The sequence below is a fragment of the Hydrogenophaga sp. ZJX-1 genome (genome assembly GCF_048590325.1).
Lineage (GTDB): Bacteria > Pseudomonadota > Gammaproteobacteria > Burkholderiales > Burkholderiaceae_C > Hydrogenophaga.
The window spans coordinates 38,271-58,204 of record NZ_JBMBRA010000008.1 but is presented as its reverse complement, the minus strand read 5'-3'; the positions used below and the strand labels follow the sequence as shown (position 1 = coordinate 58,204).

The following is a 19,934-nucleotide window of genomic DNA, read 5'->3' as shown; positions in this document are numbered from 1 at the left end:
GAGAAATGCCCGAGCCCAGGCCACCGCGGAACTGGCTTTGCCAGGCCGCCAGTGGCGCCCCCTGGGGGGTGACGCGCCGCAGGCGCGGCGCGGGGGGGTGTCTCAGAACCCCAAACTCGCCAACAGATCGTCCACCTGCGCCTGGTCGCTCACCACATCGGTCCGTCCCTCGGGGGCGACCACCGGGCCGTCGAGCTCGAGCACCTTGTCCTGGCCCGGCACACCACACGGCGCGGATTGCAGCAACAGCGCCAGCAACTGTTCCTCGATGGTGGACGCCAGCTGGACCACGCGCGCGATCACCTGGCCGGTGAGGTCGTGAAAATCCTGCGCCATCATGATTTCGGTCAGCCGGGCGTCGGACTTTTCGCTGTTCTGCACCACCTCGTTGGACCACTTGAGCAACTCGGGCATGGCCGAGGAAAGCCCCGGCACGGTGCTGATCGAGTCCACCAGCTGGCGGCCGCGGCGCGTGATCTGGGCCTGTTCGGTTTTGGCGCCTTCCACGTGGTTGAGCACCTTGTCGGCAGCCTCGCCGGTGAGGCGGGCGATGTAGGACAGGCGACTCTGCGCATCGGGCAACTGGTCGACCGTGCCCTTGAGCTTGTCGGTGTAGCCGAGCTCTTTGAGCGCATCGTGCAGCTGGCGCGTGATGCTGCCGAGCTGCTGGAACATTTCGGGGTTGCCTTGGCTGTCTTGAACGTTGTCGCTGCTCATGCTGAACTCCCTGACAGGCTCAAAGGCCCAGTTTTTTGAAGATGTTGGCGAGCTTTTCTTCCAGCGTGGCCTTGGTGAAGGGCTTCACGATGTAGCCTGCCGCCCCGCCCTGGGCCGCCATCACGATGTCTTCCTTGCGCGCCTCGGCCGTCACCATCAGCACCGGCAGGTGCTTGAGGGTTTCGTCCTTCTTGATCTCGGTCAGCAACTGGAACCCGTTCATGTTGGGCATGTTGATGTCGCTGACGACAAAGTTGAACGTGCCGTTGCGCAGTTTGGCGAGGGCAATGACGCCGTCTTCCGCTTCGTCGGCATCGGCATGACCGATTTCCTTGAGCAGGTTGCGCACGATGCGGCGCATGGTGGAGAAGTCGTCAACGATCAGGAATTTCATGGGGCTGGACATGGTGGGCCTCCGGGGGCGGGAACTTGAGGAAGGTCAACGGGGTTTCGGGACACCAAACTCTTCCCGAGGTTTCGGCACTTCGGCCAGTTTCTGTAGATCGGGAAGACCAAAAGGTCGCGGCGGCGCGGTGGCCACCGGGGGCGCTGCGGCCGGTGCGGGTGCTTCGGTGGCCGGCAACGCCGCCGCCGGACCTGTGGCGCCGGGTTCCAGCGGCAGGGTGGCGTCTTCACCGGGTGCCCCGGGGGCATCACCCGCGGGCATCATGCGTTGCTCCGCTTCGCGGGTCATCACCAGGATGCTGATGCGCCGGTTCATGGCGGCAACCGGTTGCTCGGGATCCAGCAGGCGGCTCGACGCCAGGCCTTCCACCCGGGCCAGCTTGCTGTCGGGCAGGCCTCCCAGGACCAGCTCGCGGCGGGAGGCATTGGCCCGGTCGCTGGAGAGCTCCCAGTTGCTGTAGCCGCGATCGCCACTGCCATACGGCGTGGCATCGGTGTGGCCGGCCAGCGCAATGCGGTTGTCCACATCCACCAGCGTGGCGCCGATGGCGCGCAGGATGTCGCGCATATAGGGTTTGACGAGCGCGCTGCCCACGTCGAACATGGGGCGGTTCTGATCGTCCACGATCTGGATCTGCAGGCCGTCGCCCGTGCGTTCGAGCTTGATCTGCGAACCGAAGTCCTGCAAGGCGGCGTTGTTGGCCACCATGTCTTTGATCTTCTCGTACAGCGCGTCGATGCGTTGTGCGTCCTTGCGCGCCAGTTCGGCACGCGCCATCTGCGCACCGATGAGTTTGGCCGCCCGTTCGGCGTCGCCGCCGTCCACCTGACCCGCCGACTTGGCCAGGTCACGGCCCCCACCGGGCAGGATGCTGTCGCTGTTGCCCGTGCCGTCGCCACCCAGGAGCGAGACCTTGACCGGTGCATTGAAGTAGCTGGCGATGCCCTCGAGGTCGCCTTTGGAGGTCGAGCCCAGCAACCACATGAGCAGGAAGAAAGCCATCATGGCCGTCACGAAGTCGGCGTAGGCGATCTTCCACGCACCCCCGTGCGCGACATGTCCGCCCTTCTTGATGCGCTTGACGATGATGGGCTGGAGCTTCTTGCCGTCAGCCATGGTGCGTCCTCATTTTTTGCCTTTCACGTGCCCTTCGAGCTCCGCGAAGTTGGGGCGCACGTCGGAGAACAGCACCTTGCGGCCGAACTCGATCGCTGTGCTGGGCGCGTAGCCCTGCATGCTGGCCAGCAGGGTGGTCTTGATGCACAGGAATTCCTTGCCGCTTTCTTCCATCTTCTGCTCCATGAGGCCGCCCATGGGCTCGACCACGCCATAGGCCAGCAAGATGCCGAGGAAGGTGCCCACCAGGGCCGAGCCGATCATGCCGCCCAGCACCGCCGGTGGCTGGCCCACCGAGCCCATGGTGTTCACCACACCGAGCACGGCGGCAATGATGCCGAAAGCGGGCAGGCCGCCGGCCAGACGCGCGATGGCGGCCACCGGTGCATGCGCCTCCTGGTGGTGGGTCTCGATCTCGGCGTCCATCAGCGACTCGATCTCGTGGGCGTTGAGGTTGCCCGAGACCATCATGCGCAGGTAATCGGTGATGAACTCGACCACGTGGTGGTCGCTGCCCACGGTGGGGTATTTCTTGAACACGGGCGACTGGTCGGGGTTCTCGACATCCTGCTCGATCGCCATCAGGCCTTCCTTGCGGGCTTTTTGCAGGATGTCGTATTGCAGCGCCAGCAGTTCCAGGTAGCGCGACTTGGTGTACTTGCTGCCCTTGAAACAAGCGCCCAGGCCCTTCGCCGAAGCCTTCACGACCTTCATCTGGTTGTTCATGAAGAAGGCCCCCATGGCCGCACCCAGGATGGTGATCAGCTCGAACGGCAACGCGGTGAGGATCACGCCGATGTTGCCGCCGTGGAAGATGTACACCCCGAAGATGCAGGCCATCGAGACGAGAAAACCAATGACGACAAACATGTTCCAGACCTTTGAAAGGATCACCCTGCGCCACCTTCGGCGTCACCCCCTCAAGGGGGCGCCCGCAGTGGCCCGGCAAAGCCGGCTCCACCGCAGGCCGGGCTCGCAGCTTCACCACGATCGGCACACACCAGGGAATTCCAGCAACTGAGATTTCTATCGGTCAACTTTAGGGCCGAGTGAAGGAGGCCATGAACGCGAAAAGGACCCACTGAGGGGTCCTTTTCAAAGCTTGACAACCGGTGCGAAGTGTCTGTATCCAGGATGCGGTGGCACCGGCTTCGCCGGGCCACTCGCATCGCCCCCTTGAGGGGGTGACGCGCCCTTGGGCGCGGCGCGGGGGGTCAGTGCAACCTCAAGCCTCCATTGGCCACACCCTTGCCCGCACGCGCCGGCGGCTTGCACAGGCCGCAGACGAAGTTGCGGGCGTTTTCGTACGGCTCGGTCACGAAGTGGCCACCGCAGCAGGAGCACTTGGTCAGCGTGAGCATGCCGTTGTCGACGAACTTCACCAGGCGCCAGGCGCGGGTGATGGACAACAGGGGTTCGATGGCGCTGGCCGTCATCTGCTCGCTGTACAGGCGGAAGGCCTTGATCACGGTGTCGATCTCTTCGAGCTCGCTGGTCTTGGACAGGTACTCGTGGATGTTCAGGAACAGCGACGAATGCACATTCGGCTGCCAGGTCAGGAACCAGTCGGTCGAAAAAGGCAACTGGCCTTTCGAAGGCGACTTGCCCGCCACTTCCTTGTACAGGCGCAGCAGACGCTCATACGACAGGCTGGTTTCGTACTCCAGCACCTGCAGGCGCGCACCCAGCTGGATCAGGGCCACAGCGCGCTCGATGTCGCGGGACTCGTTCAAGATGCTTTTGGGCGTGGCCATGATGCGAACTCCAGATACAAGACGATTGAAATGCCAGGGCGCCGAGGAACCGGCTTCGCCGGGCCGTCAGCGCCGCCCCCTGGGGGGTGACGCCGCAGGCGGCGCAGGGGGGTCAATGTGCAGGGGTCATCGACTCGGCAAACCGGCCAGCCATCAGGATGGACGCATGCAGCTGGGTCGTCGTGGTGTTGTCGACCTTCTTCACGTTGTGGTTCGTCAACAGGTTCCACACCAGGTCGTCGTCCACCCGGAAGCGGCACAGCAACATGTTGCTCGAAGCGATCTTCAGGAGCTGGGCGGTGGAAAGCATGCCCAGCAGGTCAGCGGCTTCTTCCGTGATGCCCAGGCGGTACAGCGCTTCGGCGCGGTCCTTGCGGATCAGGTTCTGCGCCAGCATCAGGTAGGTCAGGTTGGCTTCGCGGATTTCGGCCAAGATTTGTTCGCTGTCCATGAAATTCTCCTTGAGTCCCGGGTCGGCTTGGTGAGCGACTTGCTTACATCTGCTTTCCCGATGTATGTAATTGTGTCGAGCGTAAAAATTTCTTGAATCGGCGAATGGCTGTTTGGACTGTCAGGCAGTGCGCCGTGCCGTGTCAGGTTTTTTCCTACATCGTTGTTACACACGGCGGGATAGGCGGCGGGCACGGGTGGCGGGTGCGGCCGGGGCGGGCCGGGGCCTGGCGGTGGTTTTGTGCCCCACCATCCAGCGGTCATCAAGACATGGCGCGGCGTGCCGATGCCACACCAACGGGCCTCCGGCGCCAAGCCCTGCGCGCACCGGGCGGCTGCGATAACGCGAGAAATGGCACACGCATCCCGCGCTTATCCAGAGAAATCTTTGCATCAGGACGCTAAAGAATAGGCCCGGACCACCGAAATTGAACTCAACGAACTTCTAAAAAGGTTCGTCGTCCGGCAAGCAGAAGCGGCGAGACGGTCGGAGGCCCTGGGCCCAGCCGACTTGGCGCTGCGGAAGCTCCGGTCATGGCGGCCAGCCCTGTGGCTGTCGTTGGGACTGGCAGTGATGCCGGACTACTTTGTAAATTTTTAGGAGTTAAACATGAGCTCGATCAACACCAACGTGATGTCCCTGAATGCCCAGCGCAACCTGAATGCGTCTTCGGGAGCCCTCGCCACCTCCATGCAGCGCCTGTCTTCGGGTCTGCGTGTCAACAGCGCCAAAGATGACGCCGCCGGCCTTGCCATTGCAGAGCGCATGAACGCTCAGGTCAAGGGCATGAACGTCGCCATCCGCAACGCCAACGACGGCATCTCCATGGCGCAGACCGCTGAAGGCGCACTGGGCAAGGTGGGTGACTCGCTGCAGCGCATGCGTGAACTGGCCGTGCAGTCGGCCAACGCCTCGAACTCTGCGTCGGACCGCACCAACCTCAACGCCGAATACCAGCAGCTCAACGACGAAGTCACCCGCGTTCTCACCGGCACCAAGTTCAACGGCGTGGATCTGTTGAACACGGCCGCCAGCCTCTCCTTCCAGGTGGGCGCGAACAACGTGACCACCGATCAGATCGCCGTGTCCACCACCGTGTTGACCACGGGCACGGGTGTGGCCGCCGTGACGGCGGGTGACATCACCTCCGACACCAACGCCCTGGCCGCCATGGACGACCTCGACGATGCCATCGACGAGATCACCACCGCCCGTGCCACCTTCGGTGCCGTGCAGAACCGTTTCGACGCCGTGATCTCCAACCTGCAGGTCGCGTCCGAGAACCAGGCTGCTTCGCGCGGCCGCATCATGGACGCCGACTTCGCCACGGAAACCTCGAACCTGTCGCGCGGCCAGATCCTGCAACAGGCCGGCACCGCCATGGTGGCCCAGGCGAACCAGCTGCCCCAGGGCGTGCTGTCCCTGCTGCGCTGATCGGCACCGAACGCTGCGCACCACCCGCAGGGTGGTGCGAGCCAGCGGCGGCGGCAGACCCCTGCCCCGCCGCGCTCCCATTCGTGGGATGCACAGACCGCATGCCTTCGCGTGCGGTGCGTCCATCCTGAGGAAGGCACCACATGGCCACCATCTCTTCGCCCGGCATCGGCAGCGGGCTCGACGTGCAAAGCATCGTCTCGCAACTGGTGGCGCTGGAAAAGGCACCGCTCAAGCAGTTGCAGACCCAGGCCAACTCGTTCCAGACCAGGCTCTCCACCTACGGCACCATCAAGTCGCAGTTTTCGGCCTTGGGAGACGCAGCCGCCAAGCTCGCGTCCCCCAATGGCTGGAGCTCGGTCACCGCCACTTCGTCGAACAGCGCGGCCATCGGCGTGACCGTCGCCGCCGGCGCGCCCGCCACCTCGCTCACCATGGCCGTGCAGCAGCTGGCCAAGGCGCAGTCCACCGCATCCACCGCTGTGGCCACGGGCAGTGGCGTCGGCTCCGGCAGCATGACGATCGAACTCGGTGCCTGGAGCGGCAGCAGCTTCACCGCGGGCAGTGGCACACCGGTCTCCGTGACGATCAACCCCGGCGAAGACACGCTCGCCGAGATCGCCGCCAAGATCAACGACGCCGACGCGGGCGTGAGCGCCACCGTGCTCAAGGACGCCTCGGGTGAACGCCTGTTGGTGCGCTCGAAAGAGACCGGCCTGGAAAACGGTTTTCGCATCACAGTCGCTGACGACGACGGCAACGACACCGATGCCAGCGGCCTGTCGCGCCTGGCCTTCAGCGTGGGCAATGCCAATGGGATGGCCTTGTCGCAAAGCGGGCAGAACGCCCTGGCCACCGTCAACGGTGTGTCGGTCTCATCGGCCAGCAACCGGCTCGCTGACACCCTGCCCGGCATGACCATCCAGCTCAGCCAGGTCACCACCGCGCCGGTGGAGATCGACGTCAGCGCCGACACCGAAGCGGTGCGCGCCAACGTGCAGGCCTTCGTCGACGCCTACAACACGCTCAACAGCACGCTGTCCAATGCGACACGCTACGACGCTGGCACCAAGAAGGCGGGCGCGCTGCAAGGCGACTCCACCGCCACCGGGCTGCAAAACGCCTTGCGCGGCATGATGCGCTCGGTCACCGGAGGCACGCCCCACACGCGCCTGACCGACGTCGGCATCGAGTTGAAAACGGGTGGTGCCCTGGCCCTCGACGCCGGGAAGTTCGACGCCTCGCTGTCCAACCTCGATGGCCTCAAAAACCTGTTCACGGTGGACACCGGCAGTGCCACAACGGAAGGCTTCGGTCGCAAGATCAAGGCCTTCGCCGAGGGCCTGATCGATGCCGATGGCCTGGTCAGCACCAAGGCCGGCGCGCTGCAGAAATCGATCGATCGGAATGGCCTGGAGCAGCAGCGAGTCAACGACCGTGCTGCCCGCTCTGAAACCCGCTACCTGGCGCAATACAACGCCATGGACGCCGCCGTGGCCAAGCTCAGTGGCCTCAACGCCTTCGTCAGCCAGCAGATCACGCTGTGGAACAAGGGCTAGCTGAACCCTTGCTGCCAACGCACGGGCATGGCCGTTTGACCGGCAGATCCGGCCATTTTCCGAGGCAGGGTAGCGCGCCTTCAAGTCCTTGAGTACCTGGAACAATTCGTCGCAATTGAACATGTCAGAAACTACAGTCCCGGGCGCAGATGCCGATAAAAAAAGGCATCAGACACAAGGAAATGACACCATGTTCACCTCTGTCAATTCACGCGCCGCATCGGCCTACAAGCGGGTCGCCGTCGAAACCAGCGTTCAGGGGGCCGACCCGCACACGCTTGTTGGCCTCCTGTACGACGCCCTGCTGCAATCGATCGCCCAGGCGCGTGGCGCCATGTCGCGCGGTGACGTCGAGGCCAAGGGCACCGCACTGGGCAAGGCGGTGCGCATCACCGAAGAAGGCCTCAAGGCCGGCCTGAACCTGCAACAAGGTGGCGACCTCGCCGCCAACCTGCAGCAGCTCTACAGCTACTGCGTGGTGCGCCTGACCCAGGCAAACCTGCGCAACGACCCCAAGCCGCTCGAAGAGGTGACCCAGCTCATCGAACCCCTGGCGCAGTCGTGGCAACAAATCAAGGGTTCGCTGCCCACCCCCCTTCAGCCCCTCACGGGCCGTGGAGCCTGATCATGGAGCACAGCTTGTTGGACTATTACAAAGCGATCGAAAACGCCAGCCAGAAGATGCTGGAGGCCGCCCAGACCGAAAACTGGGACCAGGTGGTGCGTCTGGAAGGCGCGTGCACACTGCTCATCGCCCAGTTGCGCAGCAAGTCCCGCAGCGTCCGGCTGGCGCCCGAAGAGCGCACCGAAAAGACCCGGATCATGAAACGCATCCTGCGCACCGACGCCGAGATCCGCAACTTGGCCGAGCCGTGGTTGAACGACCTGGCGTTGATGATGGACACCCGGGTGCACTGAGACCCCCCCGCGCAGGACGAGGACCACCCCCATCGCTGGCTCACTGCGTGTAGCCAGCTCCGCCCCTCAAGGGGCAACGCTGGCGGCCCGGCAAAGCCGGTTCCGCGGCGTTCTGGGTTCAAGAAACTTCGCGCCGGATGCACGCCGTTGAAGCAGAAGAAAGCGAGAAAGAAGAAGAGAAACCGAACCGCAGGGAACTGGCCGGAGAACGTGCCCCAACCCAGAGATGCCGAAGATCCGGCTTTGCCGGTCCGAGGGCATCGCCCCCTTGAGGGGGGATGCGGCTACACGCAGTGAGCAAGCAACGGGGGAGGGTCAGACACTCATGTTCATGATGTCCGTGTACGCCTGAACCATGCGGTTGCGCACATGCAGCGTGGCCTGGAAGCCGATCTGCGCTTTCTGCATGGCGAGCATGGTCTCTTCCAGGCTGACGTTGGGGTTGCCGAGCTGGACTTCTTTCTGCAGGCGGGTGGCTTCGTTCTGCGCCGCGCTGACGTCCTTGAGCGCGGTCTTGAAGTTGTCGGCAAAACCGCCGCCCACACCACCGGCCGCGCCGGGGCGCTTGGTCTGGCCAGCCGGGTTGAGTGCCTGGCTGGACAAGGGGGAAATTCGCAGGTCCATGGCGGTGTCCTTCTACACAAAGTGAGCAGGCTTTGATGCTATTGAAGGGCGCCAGGCGGCGCTCCGGGAATAGGGGGTCAAACCGGGGCCTTTTCCCCGCTATGGCACCGGCCCGGGAGCCGAATAATCGGTCGCAACAGGGGTGATTCCCCCCGACATTGACCGAACTCCCGAGCCCTGCCATGAGCAACACCGTCGCTGAACTGGATATCCGCCCCATGAGCCGCAGCGCTCTGGGCGAGGGTCTGTCGCGCATGGACAGGACCCAGAAGACCCGCCTCGGCCTGGGTGCGCTGGCGCTGGTGGCGATCGCGCTGGCGCTGTTCTTCATGGGCCAGCAACCCGACTGGCGCGTGCTCTACACCAACCTGGGCGACAAGGACGGCGGCGCCATCGTCGCCCAGCTCTCCCAGATGAACGTGCCCTACAAACATTCCGAAGGTGGTGGCTCGATCATGGTGCCGGCCGACAAGGTGCACGACACGCGCCTGCGCCTGGCTTCGCTGGGCCTGCCCAAGGGCACCGTCAACGGCTTCGAGCTGATGGAAGCCAACCGTTTCGGCATGACCCAGTTCCAGGAACGCCTGACCTTCCAGCGTGGGCTGGAGGGTGAACTCACCCGCTCGATCCAGTCGCTCTCTTCCGTGCAGACCGCGCGCATCCACCTCGCGTTGCCGAACCAGAACGGCTTTTTCCGCGAACAGCAGAAACCCTCGGCCTCGGTGCTGCTGACCCTGCACCCCGGGCGCACGCTCGACAAGGCCCAGGTGGCCGGCATCGTGCACCTGGTGGCGTCGAGCGTGCCGGAGATGAACCCCAAGGCGGTCAGCATCGTGGACGATGCGGGCAACCTGCTGTCGTCCACCCCCGAAGGCCAGTCCCAGGGCGCCGACACCCAGAAGCTGCAGTACACCCAGCAGATCGAGCAGATGTACACCCGCCGCATCCTCGACATGATCGAGCCGCTGGTGGGCGAGGGCAATGTCAAGGCGCAGGTCAGCGCCGACGTCGACTTCTCGCTGGTCGAGTCGACCTCGGAACTGCACAAGCCCAACCAGTCCGCCGAAGCGGGCGCCGTGCGCAGCCAGCAGATCGTCGAAGACGGCAGCCCCGCCGCCGCCCTGCCCGCCGGCGTGCCCGGTGCCACCACCAACCAGCCCCCCACCACCGGCACCGCCCCGATCAACGGCGAAGCCGCGGCCCTGGGCGCGGCCGGTGCGGCCGACAAGGCGGCCAGCACCCGTCGCCAGTCGCTGATCAACTACGAAGTGGACAAGACCGTGAAGGTGGTGCGCGAAGCCAGCGGCACCGTGCGCCGCCTGAGCGCCGCCGTGGTGGTCAACCACCGCAGCAGCACCGACAAGGGCGGCAAGGAAACCACGGCGGCCATCCCCCCGGAGCAACTCGAACAGATGACCGCCCTGGTGCGCGAGACCATCGGTTTCAACAAGGATCGAGGTGACTCGGTCAACGTGGTCAACGCGGTCTTCAATGTCTCCAAAGCCCCCGAAGAGGTGGCTGTCGCCTGGTGGCGCCAGCCCGAGAACATGGAACTGGCGCGTGGCCTGGCCTGGCCGCTGGGCATGGTGGGCATGGGCCTGCTGGTGCTGCTGGGCATGGTGCGCCCCGGCCTCAAGCTGATGAAGATGCCCGCCCTGCCACCCGCCGAGGCCAAGCTCAACGCCATGGTCAACGACCAGCCCGAGCGCCCCGGCCTGCCGATGCCCACCACCAGCAACGAGGCGACGCCGGAAACGCTGCGCCTGGCCGACGCCAAGCGCCTGGCGCTGGAAAACCCGATGGCGGTGGCCAACATCGTCAAGGGCTGGGTCAATGGCGAGGCGCCGGCATGACCATGAAACACCCCCGCCTCGCTTCGCTCGACCCCCTTAAGGGGGCAACGCGATGCGGCCTGGCAAAGCCAGTTCCGCCGCGTTCTCGGCTGGGGCAGTTCGCTCCGGATGCGCTGGGTTCGACCCCGGCGTGCATGCGTTCTTCGCATAGCTAAGGAAACACGATCATGGAAGACCAGGGAATCCAGGACGCCGCGATCTTTCTCATGTCGCTGGGCGAGGAAGAGGCGGCCGAGGTGTTCAAGCACCTGAGCCCGAAGGAAGTGCAAAAGCTCGGCGAGACCATCGCCAAGACCCGCGCCGTGTCGCACGACCGGGTCGCCCAGGTGATGCAGAAGTTCACCGACGAAGCCGCTTCGCACAGCCTGCTGGTGTCCGACACCGACAACTACGTGCGTGCGGTGCTCAAGCGCGCCCTCGGTGACGACAAGGCCTCGCTGCTGATCGACCGCATCCTGCAGGGTGGCGATGTCTCGGGCATCGAGAGCCTGAAGTGGATGGATCCGCTGTCGATTGCGGAACTGCTGCGCAACGAGCATCCGCAGATCGTGGCGGCCATCCTGGTGCACCTGGAGGCGGACCAGACCGCCGACGTGCTGAAGAACTTCACCGAACGCACGCGCAACGAGGTGATGCTGCGCATCGCCACGCTCGAAGGCATCCAGCCCACGGCGCTGAAGGACCTCAACGAGGTGCTCTACAAGGTGCTGGCGGGTGGCGACAAGATCCGCAAGACCTCCATGGGCGGTGTCAAGACCGCGGCCGAGATCATCAACATGATGGGCACGCAGATCGAAAACTCCGTGATCGAGTCGATCCGCGTCTTCGACGCCGACCTGGCGCAGAAGATCATGGACAAGATGTTCACCTTCGAAGATCTGCTCAAGCTCGACGGCAAGTCGATCCAGATGGTGCTCAAGGAAGTGCCTTCCGAATCGCTGGTGATCGCACTCAAGGGCGCCACCTCGGAACTGCGCGAACTGGTCTTCGCCAACATGTCCACGCGCGCTGCCGAAGGTCTGCGCGAGGACCTCGAATCGCGCGGCCCTGTGCGGCTGTCCGAAGTGGAAGCCCAGCAGAAGGAAATCCTGAAGATCGTGCGGCGCCTGTCGGACGAAGGGCAGATCGTGCTGGGAGGAGGCGACGATGAAGGCTTCGTCTAAATCCAGCGCTCACACCCGCTTCATTCCGCGGGAGGAGATCGACGGCTGCTCGGCCTGGCGCTTCTCGGCCATGGACGGCAGCGAAGACGCCCCGGCCGTGGTGGCGGAGACCAGCGAGCCCGTGATCGACGGCCCCTCAGCCGAGGCCCTGAACGAAATCCGCGAACAGGCGCATGCCGAAGGTTATGCCCTGGGCCACGCCGCCGGTGGCCAGGAAGTGCGCGACGCGCTGGAGGCCACCGTGCGCAAGACCGCCGAGGAAACCGCGGTGCGCATGGCCCAGCTGCTGCACAACACCCGAGAACACCTGCAAAAGAGCGAGGCACAGATTTCCCGCCACATCCTGGATCTGGCCTGCGACCTCGCGCGCCAGGTGGTGCGCCAGGAAATGCAGTGCAACACACAGCACCTCAGGCCGGTGATCACCGAGGCGCTGGCGCAGCTGGTCGACGACGGCCTGCCCGCCACGGTGCGCATGAACCCGGGCGATCTCGCGCTCATGAAAGGCGCGCTGCTGGAGAACCTTGGCCCGTCCGCACCCGATTTCGTGGCCGACAACAACATCAGCCCCGGTGGTTGCCTGGTCGAGTCGGCCAGCACCGGCGTGGACGCCTCCATCGAGAAGCGCTGGCTGCGCGCGATCGCCAACCTGGGCCTGAATGCGCCATGGAATCCGGAGAACGCCGATGTTTGAATGGGTCCCCCCTGCAGCGCTTCGCGCTACCCCCCAGGGGGCGGCACTGGCCGTCCGGCAAAGCCGGCCCGGCGGTGCCCTGGGTTGGATGGCTGCTCGCGTTGCGGATCGCGTTCCGGCGAACTGGAGAAACTGACATGACCGACAGCGTATTCGGTGGTGAAAGCCGCTGGGGCCATTTCATGGACGATGTGCGCAGCAACGCGAGTGTGCACACGCCGCTGGAGGTGCGCGGCACGCTCACGCGGCTGGCTGGCCTGGTGCTCGAAGCCGTGGGCCTGAAGGTACCGGTGGGCTCGCAATGCCTGATCGGCAACGGCTCGCGCGAACCGGTGCTGGCCGAAGTGGTCGGATTCTCCAGCGACCGTGCATTCCTCATGCCCGCTGGCGATACGCACGGCCTGTCCAGCGGCGCCACCGTCACACCGCTCGCGCCCTACCGCCCCGTGCCGCGCGTGGGCCAGGTCAACAAACCGCCCTCCCCCAACGACCGCGGTGCGCTGCGCCTGCCGCTGGGCCGGGGTCTGCTGGGCCGCGTGGTGGACTCGCACGGCAACCCGCTCGACCACCTCGGTCCCATCACCCACGTGGACATCGAGGCGCTGGACCGCCAGCCGCTGAACTCGATGGACCGCGACCCGGTGCGCGAACCGCTGGACACCGGCGTGCGCGCCATCAACGCCCTGCTCACCGTCGGCCGCGGCCAGCGCCTGGGCCTGTTCGCCGGCTCCGGCGTCGGCAAGAGCGTGCTGCTCGGCATGATGGCCCGCTACACCAAGGCCGACGTGATCGTGGTCGGCCTGATCGGTGAGCGTGGCCGCGAGGTCAAGGAATTCATCGAAGACATCCTGGGCGTGGAAGGCCGCAAGCGCTCGGTGGTGGTGGCCGCACCCGCCGACGCGCCGCCGCTGGTGCGCATGCAGGGCGCCACCTACGCCACCGCGATCGCCGAACGTTTCCGCGACGACGGGCTGCACGTGCTGCTGCTCATGGACTCGCTCACCCGCTACGCCATGGCGCAGCGCGAGATCGCCCTGGCCATCGGTGAACCGCCGGCCACCAAGGGCTACCCGCCGAGCTGCTTCGCCAAGCTGCCGCAGCTGGTGGAGCGCAGCGGCAACGGCCTCAACGGCAAGGGCTCGATCACCGCCTTCTACACCGTGCTCAGCGAGGGCGACGACCAGCAGGACCCGATCGCCGACGCCGCGCGCGCCATCCTCGACGGCCACATCGTTCTCTCGCGTTCGCTTGCCGAATCGGGCCACTACCCGGCCATCGACGTCGAAGCCTCGGCCTCGCGCGTGATGCACAACGTGGCCGGTGCGGTGCACCTGGAGCTGGCGCGCAAGTTCCGCAGCCTGTATTCGCGCTACATGAAAAGCCGCGACCTGATCCAGCTCGGCGCCTACGCCGCCGGCAGCGACCCGGAAACCGACCGTGCCATCCTGCTCTACCCCGCGCTGCAACGTTTCCTGATGCAGGACATGAACGAAGCCGCCGGCATGGAAGACTGCCTGAGTCAGCTCGCGGGCGCACTGCAGGAAGACAAGGCTGGCCGCGAGGCCCCGAACCGCCAGGCCCGACCCAACCAGAACCCCTATAGAACATGAGCAACATCCAGACGCTGAACAAGGTGGTGGAACTCGCGGAAAAGCGCCGCGATGAAGCGCTCAGCGCGCTGGGCCAGCTCCAGCGCGAACGTCAGGTCGCCCACGAACAGATGCAGCAGCTGCAGACCTACGCCGACGAAGCCCAGCAGCGCTGGAACGCCCGCTGCACCAGCACCGGTGTGGACGCCGCGCTGCTGCACCACCACCGCCAGTTCATGCAGAAGATCGACCACGCCAGGGAGTTCCAGCGCGGTGTGCTGGCCCAGCGCGACGAACTGATCCAACGCGGGCAGGCCCAGGTCTATGCGGCCGAACGCGACGTGGCCGGCCTGCGCAAATACACCGAACGCAAACTGGATGCCCTGAACCTGCGTGCCCTGCGCCAGGACCAGAAGAGCACCGACGAAATGGCCCTCACCATCCACCTGCGCCACCGCCTGGCGCAGTCCCAGGGACTTCGATCATGAGCACACCCGCCACCGCCTCCAGCGGCGCCAGCCAGGCCGCCCCGACCACCCGCAGCAACGCGCCCGCCACCGGCCAGCGCCCCGGCACACCCGCCGCGGGCGACAACAGCCTGTTCGCCAGCCTGCTCGGCCTGCTGAGCGCCACCCGCGACCTGCCGGCCGATGGCGCCGGCCTGGGGGCTGACGACCCGCCGGCCCTTGGCCGCAAGACCCTGGGCCAGGGAAGCGACGAGCTGGGCGAGGACCCGACCCAGGCCTTGCTGCCCGAGGCCTCGGACAACCCCCTGGCCGCGCTGCTGGCCTGGCCCGGCGCGCCTGTGGCGATGGATGCTGCGGCCGAGCTGCCTGGCGCGAACCCGGCTGGCACTGGCGCCGCCGGCAACGAACGCCTCACCGGACAGGCCGGCCAGACACCCGCCACCAACGCCGACGGTCCCACCGGCGCCACACCGCTGCCGGCCGACATGACCGTGCTCGACCACGCCACCGAGCCCGATGCGCAGACCCTGGCCGCCCTGTCGCGCGCCACGGCCGCCCCGGGCAGTGCAGGCGCCGAGGCCTTGCGCAACGCCCAGGGCCAGCCGGCGACCGATGCCACCCGCAACGCCAGCGGAAAAGGCACGTCCCACCCCGCCGCCTGGCACAGCACCACGGCCATCGGCAACGCCGCTGCGCAGTCGGTGTCGACGACCCGGCACGCCTTCAACGTCAGCGTGACAGGCCACACCGACAGCCTGGCCGCCCAGGTGCGCAGCACCGTGACGCTGGACGAACGCTTCAACGCAGCCGCCACCACCGCCCCGCTGGCGGCGGGGGCCGTGGGCGCGGGCCTGGTGTCGGCCGCCATGCCGGGTGCCGATGCCGGCTCGGGCCAGCCCGGCCAGAGCGGCGAACAGGCTTCGCCGGGGCCGGCGGAATACCCACTGGAGGAAGCCGATGCTTCGGCCCCCTTCGAGACCCTGGCCGAAGAAGACGCCGCGGGCCTCGGGGCCTGGAACCCGCAGAACCTGCGCCAGGCCAGCCTGCGCGTGGGCGAAGGCAGCGAAGAAGCCATCGACATCCGGCTCTCGCTCGCCGGCGAAGAGCTGAACGTGGACTTCCGCAGCGACAACGCCGAAACCCGGGCCAGCCTGCAGCAGAGCGCTGGCGCCCAGCTCTCGGACCTGCTGCAGCGCAGCGGCATCCAGCTCGGCGGTGTCTCGGTCGGCGCGCAGCAACAAGGCCAGGGGCAGCCTGGCCAGCCGGGTGAACCCGGGTCCCAGACCGGCACCCGCGGCGCGCGCGCGCCTGCAGCCTCCGACGCCGCCGCGGCCTCGTCGGTCCAGGCGCCGGCGCAGCCCCGTCCGCGCAGCGACGGCAGCCAGCCGCTGGACATGTTCGTGTAGCGGCGGCGCGGTCCGGGTGGCTGAGGCCGTCGAATAACAGGCTTTTCCCGCTCTTTTCCGTGCTACGCGAGCGACAGGGGCGCTCAATAATTCTTCCGTACCCCACACGTTTTCGAGCGTGTGCCGCCCCCAACAGGGCGCCCACTGGAGGAACCCGATGTCTGCCGCTGCCGCCCCCGCCAACCCCGCCGCTGATGCCACAGCCGCCAAGCCGAAGAGCAAAAAACTGCTGTTCATCATCGTTGGCGTGGTCGTGCTGGCACTGCTGGCCGCCGGTGCGGCCCTCTTCGTCCTGAAGAAGAACACCGCCGACCACGAGGAGGACGAGGACGGCGTGGTGGCCGAACAGAACAGCCACGACCCCAAGTCACCGCCCACCTTCCTGCCGCTGGACAGCATGGTGGTCAACCTCGCCGATCCGGGCGGCAACCGCTTCATCCAGACCTCGATCACCCTGCAGTTGAAGGACGCCCAGACCGGTGAAGACATCAAGGTCTACATGCCCACCATCCGCAACGGCATCCTGATCCAGATCTCCCAGCGCACGGCCGACGAGATCCTGACGATCCAGGGCAAGGAAAAACTGGCCGCGGACATCATGGGCGAGATCGCCACGGTCATGGGCTACAAAACCGCCCAGCCCGGGGCCGAAGGCGCCGCAGGCAAGAAAAAGCGCAGCCAGGCAGCGGCCAACCCGGTACAGGGTGTGCTGTTCTCCAGCTTCATCGTCCAGTAAACCGGCAGTCCACCATGTCCGACTCGTTTCTGTCCCAGGAAGAAGTCGATGCCTTGCTGGAAGGCGTCACCGGCGAGAGCCAGAAGCTGGAGCAAGACGTTGCCCCCACCGACGGGGTGCGCAGCTACAACCTCTCCAGCCAGGAGCGCATCGTGCGGGGGCGCATGCCCACCATGGAGATCGTCAACGAACGCTTCTCGCGCAACCTGCGGCTGGGCCTGTTCAACTTCATCCGCCGCAGCCCCGAGATCTCGGTCGGTTCGGTGCAGGTGCAGAAGTACAGCGCGTTCCTGCGTGAGCTGGTGGTGCCCACCAACTTCAACATCATGGCGGTGCGCCCGCTGCGCGGCAACGGTCTGGTGGTCTGCGAGCCGACCCTGCTGTTCGGCGTGATCGACAGCCTGTTTGGCGGCAGCGGCAAGTTCCACACCCGCATCGAAGGGCGCGACTTCTCGCCCACCGAGCAGCGCGTGATCGACCGGCTGGTCGAGGTGGTGGCCGAGGAATACAAGAAGGCCTGGCGCGGCGTGTACCCGCTGGAGCTGTCTTACCAGCGCTCGGAAATGCAGCCCCAGTTCGCCACCATCGCCACCCCGAGCGAGATCGTGGTCTCCACCAGCTTCACGCTGGAGATCGGCGACATCACGGGCTCGCTGCACATCTGCATCCCCTACGCCACGCTGGAGCCGATCCGCGATGTTCTGTACTCCAGCGTGCAGGGCGACGCGATCGAAGTCGATCGCCGCTGGGTCAAGCTGCTGAGCCACGAGATCCAGGCGGCCGAGGTGACCATGGTGGCCGAACTGGCCCAGACCGAGGCCACGGTGGAGCAACTGCTGGCGATGCAGGTGGGCGACTTCCTCGAACTCGACCGCCTCCCCGCGATCCGCGCCCATGTGGACGGGGTGCCGCTCTTCGAATGCCAGTACGGCACACACAAAGGCAAGTACGCCCTGCGTATCGAGCGCAATCTGCGCGGACCCGATTTGACCTGGCTGGGAGATTCCTATGTCAACTGAGAGCACCGAAACCATGAACCAAGACAGCGTTGCCGACGACTGGGCCCAGGCCCTGGAAGAACAGGCCAGCGCGCCTTCTGGAGCGGCCGACAGCGCACCCGCCTTCGAGAGCCACACCCAGCCCGTCACCGCCCACGGCAACCCGATGCAGGACATCCAGATGGTGCTGGACATCCCGGTGCAGCTGACGGTTGAACTGGGTCGAACCAAGGTGCCGATCAAGTACATCCTGCAGCTCGCGCAAGGTTCCATCGTCGAGCTCGATGCGCTGGCCGGCGAGCCGATGGACGTGCTCATCAACGGCTACCTGATCGCCCAGGGCGAGGTGGTGGTGGTGAACGACAAATTCGGTATCCGCCTGACGGACATCGTCACGCCCTCCGAGCGCATGCGCCGGGTCTCGAAGAACTGACATGTTCCAAAATGCCGCTCCCGCGCTGGTGCTGCTGCTGTTGATGGTGGCCGCGGCCTGGTTTCTCCAGCGCTACCGCCGCCACCTGCCCGGCATCGCGAGCCAGAAGGGCCCGGCGCTGCAGCTCATGAACACGCTCTCGCTCGGGCCGCAGCAACGCGTGGTCACGGTGCAGCTGGGCGAAGGCGCCGACCGCGTCTGCCTGGTGCTCGGTGTCGCGCCCGGCAGCATCACCGCGCTGCACCAGATGCCGCTGCCCCCCGAGGTGGTCGCCCCCGTGTCGCCTGGCGCTGCGCCGGCCAGTGGCTTCGCGGCCCGGCTGGCCCAGTTCACGAAAGGCCCCCATGGCCCCCGCTGACCTCCGCTGGCGCCAGCCCCTGGCCCTGGCCTTGCTGCTCGGCCTGTCCGGCGCGGCCATCGCCCAGACCGCGCCGGTCCCCGCTGCCGGCGCTTCGCTGCCGCTGGTGATCGGCCAGGGCGCGGGCGGCGCCAGCTACTCGGTGCCGATCCAGACCCTGCTGTTTTTCACCGCGCTCTCCTTCCTGCCCGCGGTGCTGCTGCTGATGACGGGCTTCACCCGCATCGTCATCGTGCTCTCGCTGCTGCGCCAGGCGCTGGGCACGCAGTCGGCGCCACCCAACCAGGTGGTGGTCGGCCTGTCGCTGTTCCTCACGCTGTTCGTGATGGGCCCCACGCTCGACAAGGTCTACCAGGACGCCTACGCCCCCTACACCGCCAACCAGATCAGCTTCGAGCAGGCGCTCGAACGCGGCCAGGAGCCCATGCGCGCCTTCATGCTCAAGCAGACGCGCCAGAGCGACTTCGAACTCTTCGCCAAGCTCGCCAAACTGCCCGCCGACGTGACCGCGCAGACCGCGCCCTTTCGCGTCATCGTGCCGGCCTTCGTCACCAGCGAACTCAAGACCGCCTTCCAGATCGGCTTCATGATCTTCATCCCCTTCCTGGTGATCGACCTCGTGGTCGCCAGCGTGCTGATGTCGCTCGGCATGATGATGCTGTCGCCGGTGCTGGTGGCGCTGCCGTTCAAGCTGATGCTGTTCGTGCTGGCGGACGGCTGGAACCTGCTGCTGGGTTCGCTGGCCGCCAGTTTCGCGACATGAGCACCCCCACGCTCCACCGCTCCGCGGGTCGCTGCCCCCCGAGGGGGCTGGTCCGCCTTGGGAGCGGCCCGGCGGCGGCCCGATATCTCTTCGACAAGGAATACTGATGGACCCGCAAGCCGCCCTCACCCTCGGTCAAAACGCCCTCTTCCTGATCCTCATGGTGTCCGCGCCGGTGCTCGCCACGGTGCTGGGTGTCGGTCTGCTGGTGAGCCTGTTCCAGGCCATCACCCAGATCCACGAAGCCACGCTGTCTTTCGTGCCCAAGCTGATCGCCGCCATCGCGGTGTTCGCCATCGCCGGACCCTGGATGATGACCACGCTGGTGGACTTCCTGCGCACCACCATCCTGTCGATCCCCGACTACGCCATTTAGATGGCTCCCCCCTGCGCCGCTTCGCGTCACCCCCCCAGGGGGGCGGCACTGGCCGTCCGGCAAAGCCGGCCCGGCGGTGCCCTGGGGCTGGCCTCCCCCTCGCCAGCCCTTCTGTAGGT

The 19,934-nt window shown here is 66.1% G+C and carries 23 protein-coding genes; 16 read left to right on the top strand and 7 right to left on the bottom strand.

All coding sequences use genetic code 11. The annotated features are described in order from the left end of the window. Positions 1 to 102: 102 nt before the first annotated feature. The 6 genes from ACN5W5_RS20275 to flhD form a co-directional block, all read right to left on the bottom strand. Complete coding sequence (locus ACN5W5_RS20275; RefSeq protein WP_420050259.1) at positions 103 to 717, bottom strand: protein phosphatase CheZ; 615 nt, start codon at positions 715 to 717, stop codon at positions 103 to 105. 19 nt (positions 718 to 736) lie between these two features. Continuing rightward, a complete protein-coding gene (gene cheY, locus ACN5W5_RS20270; protein WP_420050258.1) occupies positions 737 to 1,123 on the bottom strand; it encodes a chemotaxis response regulator CheY in 387 nt (128 codons plus the stop codon). A 33-nt stretch (positions 1,124 to 1,156) separates the two neighbouring features. Then, positions 1,157 to 2,239, bottom strand: coding sequence for a flagellar motor protein MotB (motB, locus tag ACN5W5_RS20265; RefSeq protein WP_420050257.1), 1,083 nt, complete (start codon positions 2,237 to 2,239; stop codon positions 1,157 to 1,159). 9 nt (positions 2,240 to 2,248) lie between these two features. Next, the gene (gene motA / locus ACN5W5_RS20260) at positions 2,249 to 3,109 is read right to left on the bottom strand and encodes a flagellar motor stator protein MotA (RefSeq protein WP_420050256.1); all 861 of its coding nucleotides are present in this window, start codon (positions 3,107 to 3,109) and stop codon (positions 2,249 to 2,251) included. Positions 3,110 to 3,453: 344 nt separating this feature from the next. Further along, positions 3,454 to 3,993, bottom strand: coding sequence for a flagellar transcriptional regulator FlhC (gene flhC / locus ACN5W5_RS20255; RefSeq protein WP_177133116.1), 540 nt, complete (start codon positions 3,991 to 3,993; stop codon positions 3,454 to 3,456). Between the two features lie 112 nt (positions 3,994 to 4,105). Then, positions 4,106 to 4,444, bottom strand: a complete 339-nt coding sequence (flhD, locus tag ACN5W5_RS20250; RefSeq protein WP_420050255.1) for a flagellar transcriptional regulator FlhD — start codon at positions 4,442 to 4,444, stop codon at positions 4,106 to 4,108. 609 nt (positions 4,445 to 5,053) lie between these two features. On the opposite strand from flhD, the gene ACN5W5_RS20245 reads away from it, so the two are divergent. The 4 genes from ACN5W5_RS20245 (at position 5,054) to ACN5W5_RS20230 (ending at position 8,355) form a co-directional block, all read left to right on the top strand. Next, positions 5,054 to 5,878: a flagellin gene (locus ACN5W5_RS20245; protein ID WP_226465190.1), complete on the top strand. Its 825-nt coding sequence runs from the start codon at positions 5,054 to 5,056 to the stop codon at positions 5,876 to 5,878. A gap of 143 nt (positions 5,879 to 6,021) precedes the next feature. Continuing rightward, entirely contained in the window at positions 6,022 to 7,437 is a 1,416-nt protein-coding gene (gene fliD, locus ACN5W5_RS20240) for a flagellar filament capping protein FliD (protein ID WP_420050254.1), read from the top strand. Positions 7,438 to 7,627: 190 nt separating this feature from the next. Beyond that, a complete protein-coding gene (gene fliS, locus ACN5W5_RS20235; RefSeq protein ID WP_420050253.1) occupies positions 7,628 to 8,062 on the top strand; it encodes a flagellar export chaperone FliS in 435 nt (144 codons plus the stop codon). A 2-nt stretch (positions 8,063 to 8,064) separates the two neighbouring features. Beyond that, entirely contained in the window at positions 8,065 to 8,355 is a 291-nt protein-coding gene (locus ACN5W5_RS20230) for a flagellar protein FliT (protein ID WP_177133126.1), read from the top strand. A gap of 315 nt (positions 8,356 to 8,670) precedes the next feature. On the opposite strand, the gene fliE is transcribed toward ACN5W5_RS20230, so the two are convergent. Next, positions 8,671 to 8,979 (bottom strand): flagellar hook-basal body complex protein FliE, encoded by a 309-nt coding sequence (fliE, locus tag ACN5W5_RS20225; protein WP_290964765.1) that lies wholly within the window; start codon positions 8,977 to 8,979, stop codon positions 8,671 to 8,673. 182 nt (positions 8,980 to 9,161) lie between these two features. On the opposite strand from fliE, the gene fliF reads away from it, so the two are divergent. The 12 genes from fliF to fliQ all read left to right on the top strand — a co-directional run bounded on the left by fliF (position 9,162) and on the right by fliQ (position 19,815). Continuing rightward, a complete protein-coding gene (gene fliF, locus ACN5W5_RS20220; RefSeq protein WP_420050252.1) occupies positions 9,162 to 10,832 on the top strand; it encodes a flagellar basal-body MS-ring/collar protein FliF in 1,671 nt (556 codons plus the stop codon). Positions 10,833 to 10,999: 167 nt separating this feature from the next. Next, positions 11,000 to 11,995 carry a flagellar motor switch protein FliG gene (gene fliG / locus ACN5W5_RS20215; protein WP_420050251.1) on the top strand — a complete coding sequence of 332 codons (996 nt, stop codon included), beginning with the start codon at positions 11,000 to 11,002 and terminating at the stop codon, positions 11,993 to 11,995. After that, the gene (locus tag ACN5W5_RS20210; RefSeq protein WP_420050250.1) at positions 11,979 to 12,689 is read left to right on the top strand and encodes a FliH/SctL family protein; all 711 of its coding nucleotides are present in this window, start codon (positions 11,979 to 11,981) and stop codon (positions 12,687 to 12,689) included. The genes fliG and ACN5W5_RS20210 overlap by 17 nt, the downstream gene beginning before the upstream one ends. 137 nt (positions 12,690 to 12,826) lie before the next feature. Beyond that, the gene (gene fliI, locus ACN5W5_RS20205; protein ID WP_420050249.1) at positions 12,827 to 14,299 is read left to right on the top strand and encodes a flagellar protein export ATPase FliI; all 1,473 of its coding nucleotides are present in this window, start codon (positions 12,827 to 12,829) and stop codon (positions 14,297 to 14,299) included. Beyond that, positions 14,296 to 14,766, top strand: a complete 471-nt coding sequence (gene fliJ / locus ACN5W5_RS20200; RefSeq protein ID WP_420050248.1) for a flagellar export protein FliJ — start codon at positions 14,296 to 14,298, stop codon at positions 14,764 to 14,766. The genes fliI and fliJ overlap by 4 nt, the downstream gene beginning before the upstream one ends. Then, complete coding sequence (locus tag ACN5W5_RS20195; RefSeq protein WP_420050247.1) at positions 14,763 to 16,151, top strand: flagellar hook-length control protein FliK; 1,389 nt, start codon at positions 14,763 to 14,765, stop codon at positions 16,149 to 16,151. The genes fliJ and ACN5W5_RS20195 overlap by 4 nt, the downstream gene beginning before the upstream one ends. Before the next feature lie 157 nt (positions 16,152 to 16,308). Beyond that, positions 16,309 to 16,887: a flagellar basal body-associated FliL family protein gene (locus ACN5W5_RS20190; RefSeq protein WP_420050246.1), complete on the top strand. Its 579-nt coding sequence runs from the start codon at positions 16,309 to 16,311 to the stop codon at positions 16,885 to 16,887. 14 nt (positions 16,888 to 16,901) lie between these two features. Continuing rightward, positions 16,902 to 17,906 carry a flagellar motor switch protein FliM gene (gene fliM, locus ACN5W5_RS20185; RefSeq protein WP_420050245.1) on the top strand — a complete coding sequence of 335 codons (1,005 nt, stop codon included), beginning with the start codon at positions 16,902 to 16,904 and terminating at the stop codon, positions 17,904 to 17,906. 13 nt (positions 17,907 to 17,919) lie between these two features. Further along, entirely contained in the window at positions 17,920 to 18,318 is a 399-nt protein-coding gene (fliN, locus tag ACN5W5_RS20180; protein WP_420050244.1) for a flagellar motor switch protein FliN, read from the top strand. Position 18,319: 1 nt separating this feature from the next. Further along, positions 18,320 to 18,676 (top strand): flagellar biosynthetic protein FliO, encoded by a 357-nt coding sequence (locus ACN5W5_RS20175; RefSeq protein ID WP_420050243.1) that lies wholly within the window; start codon positions 18,320 to 18,322, stop codon positions 18,674 to 18,676. Then, positions 18,663 to 19,439 (top strand): flagellar type III secretion system pore protein FliP, encoded by a 777-nt coding sequence (gene fliP, locus ACN5W5_RS20170; RefSeq protein WP_420050242.1) that lies wholly within the window; start codon positions 18,663 to 18,665, stop codon positions 19,437 to 19,439. The genes ACN5W5_RS20175 and fliP overlap by 14 nt, the downstream gene beginning before the upstream one ends. Before the next feature lie 106 nt (positions 19,440 to 19,545). Next, on the top strand, positions 19,546 to 19,815 hold the full coding sequence (fliQ, locus tag ACN5W5_RS20165) for a flagellar biosynthesis protein FliQ (protein WP_177133151.1): 270 nt from the start codon (positions 19,546 to 19,548) through the stop codon (positions 19,813 to 19,815). Positions 19,816 to 19,934: the final 119 nt, after the last annotated feature.

What these genes read in the sequence shown, in the direction of transcription:
- ACN5W5_RS20275 (WP_420050259.1), bottom strand. Translation starts at nt 717, where the DNA reads ATGAGCAGCGACAACGTTCAAGACAGCCAAGGCAACCCCGAAATGTTC.
- cheY (WP_420050258.1), bottom strand. Translation starts at nt 1,123, where the DNA reads ATGTCCAGCCCCATGAAATTCCTGATCGTTGACGACTTCTCCACCATG.
- motB (WP_420050257.1), bottom strand. Translation starts at nt 2,239, where the DNA reads ATGGCTGACGGCAAGAAGCTCCAGCCCATCATCGTCAAGCGCATCAAG.
- motA (WP_420050256.1), bottom strand. Translation starts at nt 3,109, where the DNA reads ATGTTTGTCGTCATTGGTTTTCTCGTCTCGATGGCCTGCATCTTCGGG.
- flhC (WP_177133116.1), bottom strand. Translation starts at nt 3,993, where the DNA reads ATGGCCACGCCCAAAAGCATCTTGAACGAGTCCCGCGACATCGAGCGC.
- flhD (WP_420050255.1), bottom strand. Translation starts at nt 4,444, where the DNA reads ATGGACAGCGAACAAATCTTGGCCGAAATCCGCGAAGCCAACCTGACC.
- ACN5W5_RS20245 (WP_226465190.1), top strand. Translation starts at nt 5,054, where the DNA reads ATGAGCTCGATCAACACCAACGTGATGTCCCTGAATGCCCAGCGCAAC.
- fliD (WP_420050254.1), top strand. Translation starts at nt 6,022, where the DNA reads ATGGCCACCATCTCTTCGCCCGGCATCGGCAGCGGGCTCGACGTGCAA.
- fliS (WP_420050253.1), top strand. Translation starts at nt 7,628, where the DNA reads ATGTTCACCTCTGTCAATTCACGCGCCGCATCGGCCTACAAGCGGGTC.
- ACN5W5_RS20230 (WP_177133126.1), top strand. Translation starts at nt 8,065, where the DNA reads ATGGAGCACAGCTTGTTGGACTATTACAAAGCGATCGAAAACGCCAGC.
- fliE (WP_290964765.1), bottom strand. Translation starts at nt 8,979, where the DNA reads ATGGACCTGCGAATTTCCCCCTTGTCCAGCCAGGCACTCAACCCGGCT.
- fliF (WP_420050252.1), top strand. Translation starts at nt 9,162, where the DNA reads ATGAGCAACACCGTCGCTGAACTGGATATCCGCCCCATGAGCCGCAGC.
- fliG (WP_420050251.1), top strand. Translation starts at nt 11,000, where the DNA reads ATGGAAGACCAGGGAATCCAGGACGCCGCGATCTTTCTCATGTCGCTG.
- ACN5W5_RS20210 (WP_420050250.1), top strand. Translation starts at nt 11,979, where the DNA reads ATGAAGGCTTCGTCTAAATCCAGCGCTCACACCCGCTTCATTCCGCGG.
- fliI (WP_420050249.1), top strand. Translation starts at nt 12,827, where the DNA reads ATGACCGACAGCGTATTCGGTGGTGAAAGCCGCTGGGGCCATTTCATG.
- fliJ (WP_420050248.1), top strand. Translation starts at nt 14,296, where the DNA reads ATGAGCAACATCCAGACGCTGAACAAGGTGGTGGAACTCGCGGAAAAG.
- ACN5W5_RS20195 (WP_420050247.1), top strand. Translation starts at nt 14,763, where the DNA reads ATGAGCACACCCGCCACCGCCTCCAGCGGCGCCAGCCAGGCCGCCCCG.
- ACN5W5_RS20190 (WP_420050246.1), top strand. Translation starts at nt 16,309, where the DNA reads ATGTCTGCCGCTGCCGCCCCCGCCAACCCCGCCGCTGATGCCACAGCC.
- fliM (WP_420050245.1), top strand. Translation starts at nt 16,902, where the DNA reads ATGTCCGACTCGTTTCTGTCCCAGGAAGAAGTCGATGCCTTGCTGGAA.
- fliN (WP_420050244.1), top strand. Translation starts at nt 17,920, where the DNA reads ATGAACCAAGACAGCGTTGCCGACGACTGGGCCCAGGCCCTGGAAGAA.
- ACN5W5_RS20175 (WP_420050243.1), top strand. Translation starts at nt 18,320, where the DNA reads ATGTTCCAAAATGCCGCTCCCGCGCTGGTGCTGCTGCTGTTGATGGTG.
- fliP (WP_420050242.1), top strand. Translation starts at nt 18,663, where the DNA reads ATGGCCCCCGCTGACCTCCGCTGGCGCCAGCCCCTGGCCCTGGCCTTG.
- fliQ (WP_177133151.1), top strand. Translation starts at nt 19,546, where the DNA reads ATGGACCCGCAAGCCGCCCTCACCCTCGGTCAAAACGCCCTCTTCCTG.